7 protein-coding genes are annotated in these 3,836 nt (G+C 41.6%); 5 read left to right on the forward strand and 2 right to left on the reverse strand.

All coding sequences use genetic code 11. The features are described from left to right. Nucleotides 1-12: 12 nt before the first annotated feature. Both HMPREF2608_RS00325 and HMPREF2608_RS00335 read right to left on the reverse strand, forming a co-directional pair. A complete protein-coding gene (locus tag HMPREF2608_RS00325) occupies nt 13-342 on the reverse strand; it encodes a hypothetical protein (protein ID WP_070825580.1) in 330 nt (109 codons plus the stop codon). 267 nt (nt 343-609) lie between these two features. Next, nucleotides 610-801, reverse strand: coding sequence for a hypothetical protein (locus HMPREF2608_RS00335; protein WP_070825582.1), 192 nt, complete (start codon nt 799-801; stop codon nt 610-612). 163 nt (nt 802-964) lie between these two features. On the opposite strand from HMPREF2608_RS00335, the gene HMPREF2608_RS00340 reads away from it, so the two are divergent. From HMPREF2608_RS00340 to HMPREF2608_RS00360, 5 genes are all read left to right on the forward strand, one after another. Next, nucleotides 965-2,263, forward strand: a complete 1,299-nt coding sequence (locus HMPREF2608_RS00340; protein WP_070825583.1) for a replication initiation factor domain-containing protein — start codon at nt 965-967, stop codon at nt 2,261-2,263. Between the two features lies 1 nt (nt 2,264). After that, on the forward strand, nt 2,265-2,570 hold the full coding sequence (locus tag HMPREF2608_RS00345) for a hypothetical protein (protein ID WP_070825584.1): 306 nt from the start codon (nt 2,265-2,267) through the stop codon (nt 2,568-2,570). Between the two features lie 61 nt (nt 2,571-2,631). Beyond that, nucleotides 2,632-2,850, forward strand: coding sequence for a major capsid protein (locus HMPREF2608_RS00350; RefSeq protein ID WP_070825585.1), 219 nt, complete (start codon nt 2,632-2,634; stop codon nt 2,848-2,850). Between the two features lie 15 nt (nt 2,851-2,865). After that, on the forward strand, nt 2,866-3,168 hold the full coding sequence (locus tag HMPREF2608_RS00355; RefSeq protein ID WP_070825586.1) for a hypothetical protein: 303 nt from the start codon (nt 2,866-2,868) through the stop codon (nt 3,166-3,168). A 63-nt stretch (nt 3,169-3,231) separates the two neighbouring features. Beyond that, a partial coding sequence (locus tag HMPREF2608_RS00360) for a hypothetical protein (RefSeq protein WP_210402746.1) occupies nt 3,232-3,836 on the forward strand: 605 nt, incomplete at its 3' end.

Genomic DNA, 3,836 nt, shown 5'->3' on the forward strand with positions numbered 1-3,836 from the left:
AAATTATGCGAACTAGCGTTTCCGCCTGAAAAAGTGTTTTCGCTCTACCCATGGCGGCGGATAACGTCTAACTTTTTCGTTTGGTCGCCATAATACGATTTTGGCGGCGTCTTTTTTCTGTTTGGTCAGTCGCTCCGTTTCAAGCATTTTGATGAGCGTAAGCGCGTCAATGCCGATTTGCTCGGCAATGTCTTCAATAAAACGTACAGGCAGGCGCAGACGGTTGCGTCGGTATTGGCTGATTCGGGTCGGCTCTACCTGCCAGCGTTGAGATAAAGCATAGTCAGACAGGATAAAAAGCCTGTCTTTGATTTGGTCTATGAGTTCGGATTGCGTTGCCATGATAAGCCCCCTTTTCGGGGCTTATTTTACTTCAATGAGCAAACGCTCTCTATTTGAGCGTTTGCTCCTTATTTTGTAGGTTTATTTCTTCGAGTTTGTCAAGTTCGATAATTTCTATATTTCCTGAATTTAAAATGCAGTCTAGTCGGTTTTTATTTTCAGGTTTTAGACATTCGTATCCTTTGTTTACGCCTTCTGAGTATCCATGGATCCAGCTTATTATGAAACAAACGGCGAAAAGGATGATTTTTAATGCCTTTTTGAGCATTATTTGTCCTTTATATCTATTTCGCCGTCGTCGTTTATGTATGCCCTTTTTAAGGCTTTGTTTAGTAGCATGTGAGCTAACTCGCTGTCTCTGAGTGGCTCTCTTCCTAGTTGTATCAGTTTTTTATTTGCTGCTACGGCTAGCTGTCTGATTTTTTCTTCCTGATCGTCTTTGATTCTTAGTGCTTTCATTTTTCATATTCCTAAAATCTTTTATGCAATATAAAACAATGTCTTGTGTGTTAACAAGTAATTTGTTGTTGACTTAATGTGTTAACGCGTTAACATATCGGAAATTTGTTAACGCGTTAACGCGTTAATTTAACGTGTTGTAATAGCGCAAAAGGGTGTGTAAATGAATGAAGCTGTTATCTATCCCCCCACTAGTAACACGGGGGGACTGCCGAAAAGCGAAGCCTTTGAACATTTCGTAGTTGTCAAAGGACAATTAAAAGAAGTCCTTTTGAAACGCGGTAAATCGACTGCTGCATTTATTGATACTTTGACGGTTGTCATGCCTGAAAGCGTTTTTGTACGTCCTGATCAACTCGGGACGGAGGAAGAAGTAGCCGCCAATGCTTCCGCGGTTGCACAAGAAATTTTCGGCTTTGGTTTTTTGAAACAGAATTTGGGCGGTCGTAATGGATATAAGACGTCTTATCACATGGGGACGGATTTGGAGAACTACGGCTTTTTTGCCATTGGCGGTAAACGTCAAAATGAAACGGTTTGCTTTAACTTGACGGGTGTAGGTTTGACGGCTGCTTTTGACGGTTGGGAGACGCGCCTTTACGAATTTATTAAAAACGATGCTCCCACCGCAAAAATAACTCGCGTGGACTTGGCGCATGATTTTTTGGAAGGTCAGTATAACCCTGAAATGGCTCTTAAAGACTGGGAAAACGGCGGATATACATCACGCCATACAAAACCTATTGCCGAATGTGTCGGCGGGGATTGGCTACATTATCTCGGTACGGGAAAAACCCTGTATATAGGCAGCCGTAAAAATTCAAGTCGTTTTGTGCGTGTTTATGAGAAAGGTAAACAGCTTGGCGATTCTGAAAGTCCTTGGGTTCGTGTTGAGCTTGAGCTGCACAATCGGGATATCGTGATTCCTCATGAAATCCTGATAGATGCGGGTCAGTATTTGACGGGCGCATTTCCAGTTTTTGAAAGACTTTTTTCAGCTTATGAAGAAGCTCCGGCTAAAGTTGAGCGGGTAAAAAAGCAGCAAGACGTATCGGCAGAACACTGTGTTAAATATGGCGCGATTCAGGTTTCGGGGGTGGTTAATTTGCTTGAGCGTATGGGTCTCGATGCTGAAGCCATTGTAGAAGTTTTGAAAGACGGTAAAAAAAAAATGCCCCGCCGTCTGAATCCTGCGGCGTTTGACTGTGCAACGGAAAGTCTGACTTATATTCACGAATGTCATCGCGTCCCGCGTGATGTTTATTCGGTCATTGATATGGCGTTCGGCAGTGAACGAAGTGCTATCAGGCATATAACATATGACGAATATTTGAACGAATGTCAAAAACGTCAGATTAATGAACAGTTTGGAAATTTCGGGCGTAATTTTGAGTCGGAAGACGATTATTTAGCCTATATGTGGCGTAAATACCATACGCCGAATTTTAACTTAAGGAAATGAAATGAAAGCAATTTTAAGAAAAGTAACTTGGAATAAAGGTCAGACGGATAATGGTGTTATTTTTGACTATACGAGAGTTTTTATTGAACGCCCTATTTCTGACAGTTCGGCTAACGAATTCGGTTTTGATTTGATTCAGTGTGAATATGGCGAAGAAGCCAAAAAAGTCGAATTGGAATATTTGCGCGGCAAGCTCCCTGTGGAAGTCGATATCGAACTTATGCCCGAAATTAAAGGGAAACGGGTTCTTCAGAAAGTTTATTCTATGAAGGTTGTCGGTGGTCAGAATTCGGCTTCGAAAGCATGATTTTTAGGGCTTTCCGTTTGCCTTTTGAAAACGGTACTCACTTTTTAAAAAAGGAAATTTTATGAAAATCTTGAATTTTAAAAAAGCGGGCGTTGTTGCCCTGTTGGCTACTGGTTCGGCTGCTGCTTCTGCTGAAGGTATTGCCGATATCGGTACGCAGATTGTAACTCAAATAAATGCTGTTGCTCCTGTTGTAACTTCTGTCGGTGTAGCGTTGTTAGCCGTCTATGTACTGATGAAAGCGTTCCGTCTCGTCGCGTCATTCGTTGGCGGTCGTTAATTGATTGGGGGCTGTATGGGCTATCGCGTGGGTTTTCAGTGCTTTGGCAATATCGAAACTGCAAATGACTATGTATTGTCTCAAACAGCTCCCGTTATAACGGCAGATGGAAAGATTATAGCTCCTGAAAAGGTAGGGAAAGAGTGGTTTTTGAATGGCGAAAAAGTGTTGCTTTCGTTTCCTGAATGTTCGGCGGTTAGTCAGTTTGCCGATGGAGCGTTAATCGGTGGGTCTTTTGTCATGATTTTTGTTTTGATGTTTGCATTTAGATTGGCGGCAAAATTTATAAGTGGTATGGGGGGTTCAGATGTTGGTTGATTTTCCTTTTATGCTTGGTTTTTTTGCTGTGGTTTCTTTAATTTATTTGTTTAAGGGGTAGATATGAAAAAAAATAGTTTGGCGGTCGCAATTTTAGCGGTCGCTTTTTTAATGCCCTCGGTGTCTTTAGGTGCTGTTGGTGATACGGGTTATGGTTTTAGAACGGATGGTCGTTTAAATCAGATGGTTGATTTGTGGGAAAGTAAAGAGGTAGGTATAAAAGATAAAAAAACTGGGAATATTCAAAAGGTTAAAGTTACGAAGTTGGCTTGTGTTTTAGATTATTGTTTTTATAGGCATGAGGATAAGGGGGCTTTTAATAAAAGTCAGAATATGACTGTTTTTGATGTTGAAGACTTATTAAGTAATAAAAATAAGGGAAATCAGGGTATTAGCGTTTCAGATAGTGATTTAAGTAAAAAGTCAAAAGAAATGGGGGTAGAAAAGGAACGTCTAAAAAAGGCTTTAGAGGATGAGAATGAAATGGCAAGGCTTTTGAGAGAAATTGATGTAAAACGAGTAGAACAAAAGAAAAAAGAAGAGGAACAGAAGAAGAATCAGGGTAAAGGTAATGGTGGCTCGGGCGGTGGTGGTGGAACGTCAGGCGGTGGCAGTGGCTCTGCTGGTGGTGGTAGCTTGGGCGGTGGTAGCGGTTCGGCTGGTGGCGG

The organism is Neisseria sp. HMSC064D07, from assembly GCF_001837185.1.
Classification (GTDB): domain Bacteria; phylum Pseudomonadota; class Gammaproteobacteria; order Burkholderiales; family Neisseriaceae; genus Neisseria; species Neisseria flavescens_C.

Bases quoted from the DNA above. Each gene is read 5' to 3' on its own strand.
- HMPREF2608_RS00325 (WP_070825580.1), bottom strand. From the start codon at position 342: ATGGCAACGCAATCCGAACTCATAGACCAAATCAAAGACAGGCTTTTT.
- HMPREF2608_RS00335 (WP_070825582.1), bottom strand. From the start codon at position 801: ATGAAAGCACTAAGAATCAAAGACGATCAGGAAGAAAAAATCAGACAG.
- HMPREF2608_RS00340 (WP_070825583.1), top strand. From the start codon at position 965: ATGAATGAAGCTGTTATCTATCCCCCCACTAGTAACACGGGGGGACTG.
- HMPREF2608_RS00345 (WP_070825584.1), top strand. From the start codon at position 2,265: ATGAAAGCAATTTTAAGAAAAGTAACTTGGAATAAAGGTCAGACGGAT.
- HMPREF2608_RS00350 (WP_070825585.1), top strand. From the start codon at position 2,632: ATGAAAATCTTGAATTTTAAAAAAGCGGGCGTTGTTGCCCTGTTGGCT.
- HMPREF2608_RS00355 (WP_070825586.1), top strand. From the start codon at position 2,866: ATGGGCTATCGCGTGGGTTTTCAGTGCTTTGGCAATATCGAAACTGCA.